Source organism: Caballeronia sp. BR00000012568055 (genome assembly GCF_029439455.1).
Classification (GTDB): Bacteria; Pseudomonadota; Gammaproteobacteria; order Burkholderiales; family Burkholderiaceae; genus Caballeronia.
In genome coordinates this window covers 1-4,063 of sequence record NZ_JAQFVG010000366.1, presented here as the reverse complement: position 1 = coordinate 4,063, position 4,063 = coordinate 1, and the positions used below count along the sequence as shown (strand labels likewise).

Sequence of the window (4,063 nt, the reverse complement as noted above, 5' to 3'; positions counted from 1 at the left end):
CACGAAGCACACGGAATATCACGGTTCGTTGTTGGTTCGCACGATTTGAGATTTTGCTAACCAGGTTTTGCGACTGCTGGAGATTGATGGTCAACGGCTCAGCGACCGGACGAATAACCTGACAAGTTCTACAGCTCACAAGCAGCTGCCGACATTTTGAGGTTCGACCGGTGCGGTTTTCATCTCGGAACAACGGACGAGCGTCCGGCACGATTCCGGATAGATTTGCGCAAGCCACACACTGTCAAAACCAAAGGTTGCAAAATTCGGGCTGGCCATAGATTTGAACTTGGGACCTACATTCGAAAAGGCGCTAATTAACATTATGTAAAATAACGCCATCAAAACCCACACGGCTTTTCCAGCCTTGAATCAACGCAGCTCGAAAACCTTCAGAACAACGATCAGCTCTGAAGCGCACTAACCGCCACACGCATCGCTTCAAGAAATCGCAGATAAGCCGTCGCTCCCGGATCGGCATGGCCGATGCTCCGCTCCTGCTGCCACGCCGCGCGGCCTTTCTGCGATTGCAACTGCGCGGTCTCGGTCACGCGTTCGCGCGCCGTTGCGATCATCGCGTCGAGGCGCGCGTCTGCATCGCCTTGCGATGATGCAAGCGTGTCGAGGCTCGGCACCAGCGCATCGAGCACGGTCTTGTCGCCGACCTTGCTCTTGCCGCGTTCGATGATGCGCGTCGCCACCGCCTGACCGATCGCAAGCGCATCGCCTGCGTCCAGCATGGTTTTGCCCTGCATCGTTTTGGCCGCCGCGAGCAGGCCGCCGCCGATGAGCGCCGCGAAGGTCGAAGGATTCGCCGTCGAAAACGCCTTGCCCGCCGCGAGCAATACGTCGTTGATGGCCGCATCGTCGGGCAACGCGCCGATTGCCTTCACGACCGCCTCCGATCCCGCACGCACCGTGATGCCGAGATCGCCGTCGCCGAGTGCGGCATCGAGTTCGCGCAGTTCTTCTGCATGGGCGGGCATCGCGCCGAGCGCGCTCGTCAGGATGTCCCGCAATTGCTTGCTCGTGACCGACATGATGCGCTCCTTATGCCTTGGTGCCCGCGCGAAAGAACGGCGACTGCGCGGGTGCATCGAGCAGCGCTTCGAGTTCGTCGTCGAGCAGCATTACCGTGAGCGACGCGCCCGCCATTTCCAGGCTCGTCACATATTCGCCGATGTACGTATACGCGACTTGCAGCCCATCGCCTTCGATCGTTCTCGCGGCTTGCCGATACAGCAAATAAAGTTCTTCGAGCGGCGTCGCGCCGAGCCCGTTCACCAGCAGCGCCAGACGCGCGCCTTTGGGCGCGGCCAGATCGTCGAGCATCTTGCGCATGAGATGTTGCGCAATCTCATCGGCCGATTCGAGCTTGCCGCGATGCGTGCCCGGCTCGCCGTGAATGCCGATGCCGATTTCCATCTCGCCGTCCGGCAGCGTGAAGGTCGGCTTACCGGCGGCGGGCAGAATCGTCGGTGAGAGGCCCACGCCCATCGTGCGACAGTTCGCGTTGGCCTTCGCGCACAGGCGCGCGACTTCTTCGAGCGAATCGCCGCGTTCGGCGGCCGCGCCTGCGCATTTGAAGGCGAACACCATGCCCGCAACGCCTCGTCGATCTTCCGCGCGATCTTTCGGCGCGGAGGCGACATCGTCCGTCAGCACAACCGTTTTTATGTCGATGCCCTCTGCATCCGCCAGATCCGATGCCAGATCGAAGTTGAGCACGTCGCCGCCATAATTGCCGTAGACGTACAGCACGCCTGCGCCGCCGTTCACGCCCTTCGTCGCTTCGAGTATCTGTTCCGACGATGGCGATGAAAACACGTTGCCCACCGCGACGCCGCCGCACAGCCCCTCGCCTACATAGCCCAGAAAGCCCGGCAGATGGCCAGAACCGCCGCCCGTCACAATGCCCACGCGGCCTTGCTTCGGTGCATCAGCGCGAACCAGCGCGCGATGGTCATCGTTTGCCGATTTGATCCATTGCGGATGCGCTTTCAGCAGCGCTTCGATAATTTCATCGACGAAGGATTCGGGGTTGTTGATGATCTTCTTCATGGGTTTCCTGTCTCCTTTGGGGTTGCTTTGGGGTTGCCTTGATGTCACGCTTTCTTTCGTTGACTCAGCGCATCCAACAGCACGGCCGCGAAAATCACGCCGCCCTGAATGAACTGCGTCCAGAACGGATTCACGCCCAGCAATGACAGCCCGACATTGATCACGCCGATCAGCACCACGCCGATGAACGTGCCCACGATCGAGCCGCGCCCGCCCGCCAGCGACGTCCCGCCAATCACGATCGCCGCGATCACCTGCAACTCCAGCCCGTTCGCCGCCGATGGCAAGGCCGAATTCAACCGCCCCGCCAGCACGATGCCCGCGATCGCCGCCGTGAAACCCGCCAGCGTGTAAGTGAGGAAGACCACGCGCCGCACCGGAATGCCCGCGAGCCGCGCCGCTTCCTGATTGCCGCCTACCGCGAACACCTGATGACCGAACGTCGTCTTGCGCAACAGCACGTGGCCGATCACGAAAACCACCAGCATCACGACCATCGGCATCGGCAGGCCGGCGATGGTTTTTGCGCCGAATACCGTGAACGCGTTCGGGAAATCGAACTTGGTGCGGCCATCGGAGATGGCGAGCGTGAGGCCGCGGCCCATCGCCATGGCGGCCAGCGTCACGATGAACGGCACCAGCCGCAGCCATGAAATGACCAGTCCGTTGAGCGCGCCGACCACCGCGCCCGTCGCGAGCGCGACGCCCAGCCCCGCCATGCCGATACCAACCGCGTTCGGGCTGGAACCCGCCATCATCGTCGCGGCCACCATGCCGCTCAGTGCGACCAGCGAACCCACCGACAGATCGATCCCCGACGTGATGATGACGAAGGTGCCGCCCACCGCCGCGATCCCCACCACCGACACCTGCACCATGATGTTGGTCAGCGTGCTGGTCGTCAGAAACTCCGGCGACGCGAACGACAACGCAATGCAGATGATGACGAGTGCCGCGAACAACGGCCCGATGCCGCTGCGCAATTGCCGGATTACGCGGCGCGAGAGCGCCTCCGAATCCGCGCTTCGGGAAGCCGTGGAAGTCATGCGCCTGCTCCTGTTCCAGTCGTCGCCCATTGGATGACGGTTTCCGAATTGGCCGCGTCGCGCGCGATCTCCGTGACGATGCTGCCGCGATACATCACCAGCACGCGATCCGACATGCCGAGCAGTTCGGGCAGCTCCGAACTCACCATCACGACCGCCGCGCCCGCACGCGCCATCGCCACCATATGCGCGTAGATCTCGGTCTTCGCGCCGACATCGATGCCGCGCGTGGGTTCATCGAGCATGATGACGGCGGGATGCGTCGCGGTGGCGCGGCCCAGAATCACCTTCTGCTGATTGCCGCCCGACAGCGTGCCCGTGATCTGCAACACCGACGACGCGCGCACCGCGAAGCGCGCGCTCGCTTCCTGCGAGAGCCTGCGCTTTTTCGCGCGGCTCACGAAACCGCCGCTCGCCAGCGCCTTCAGGCTCGACAGCGCGATGTTCTCTTCGATGCTCGCATCGAGCACCAGCCCTTCGAGCTTGCGATCTTCCGATGTATAGACGAGACCGTGTCGCACGCCTTCGGTCGGCGAATGATTCTTAACCTTGCGGCCCTTCACGACGATCTCGCCGCGGCTCGCGGGCAAGGCGCCGAAGATGGTCTTGAGCAGTTCCGTGCGCCCCGCGCCAGCAATCCCCGCAATGCCGACGATCTCGCCCGCGCGCACCGCAAAGCTCGCGTGCCGCAGCAAGGGCGCGCTGGCGAGATCGCGCACTTCCAGCACGACATCGCCATAAGGACGCGGCTCCCACGGATAGAACGATTCCAGATTGCGCGCGACCATCGCCTGAACGAGTTCGGCCTCGGTCCATTGCGACATCGGACGCGCGCCGACCGTTGCGCCATCGCGCATCACGACAGCGGAATCGGCCAGTTCGAACACCTCTTCCAGATGATGCGAGATAAAGATAATGCCCATGCCCTCTTCGCGCAGCCGCCGCACCACGGCATA

General features: G+C 62.7%; 4 protein-coding genes. All 4 read right to left on the bottom strand.

Features of this window, described 5'->3' with window-relative positions; genetic code table 11:
- Positions 1 to 404: 404 nt before the first annotated feature.
- Positions 405 to 1,040 carry a DAK2 domain-containing protein gene (locus P7F28_RS33435; RefSeq protein WP_277189655.1) on the bottom strand — a complete coding sequence of 212 codons (636 nt, stop codon included), beginning with the start codon at positions 1,038 to 1,040 and terminating at the stop codon, positions 405 to 407.
- A 10-nt stretch (positions 1,041 to 1,050) separates the two neighbouring features.
- On the bottom strand, positions 1,051 to 2,061 hold the full coding sequence (locus P7F28_RS33430; RefSeq protein ID WP_277189654.1) for a dihydroxyacetone kinase subunit DhaK: 1,011 nt from the start codon (positions 2,059 to 2,061) through the stop codon (positions 1,051 to 1,053).
- 44 nt (positions 2,062 to 2,105) lie between these two features.
- Positions 2,106 to 3,107, bottom strand: coding sequence for an ABC transporter permease (locus P7F28_RS33425; protein ID WP_277189653.1), 1,002 nt, complete (start codon positions 3,105 to 3,107; stop codon positions 2,106 to 2,108).
- Positions 3,104 to 4,063: sugar ABC transporter ATP-binding protein (locus P7F28_RS33420; RefSeq protein WP_277189652.1), on the bottom strand; the 960-nt coding region annotated here is incomplete at its 5' end. The genes P7F28_RS33425 and P7F28_RS33420, both read right to left, overlap by 4 nt.

Coding starts and splice junctions, on each gene's coding strand:
- P7F28_RS33430 (WP_277189654.1), bottom strand. CDS start 2,061: ATGAAGAAGATCATCAACAACCCCGAATCCTTCGTCGATGAAATTATC.
- P7F28_RS33425 (WP_277189653.1), bottom strand. CDS start 3,107: ATGACTTCCACGGCTTCCCGAAGCGCGGATTCGGAGGCGCTCTCGCGC.
- P7F28_RS33435 (WP_277189655.1), bottom strand. CDS start 1,040: ATGTCGGTCACGAGCAAGCAATTGCGGGACATCCTGACGAGCGCGCTC.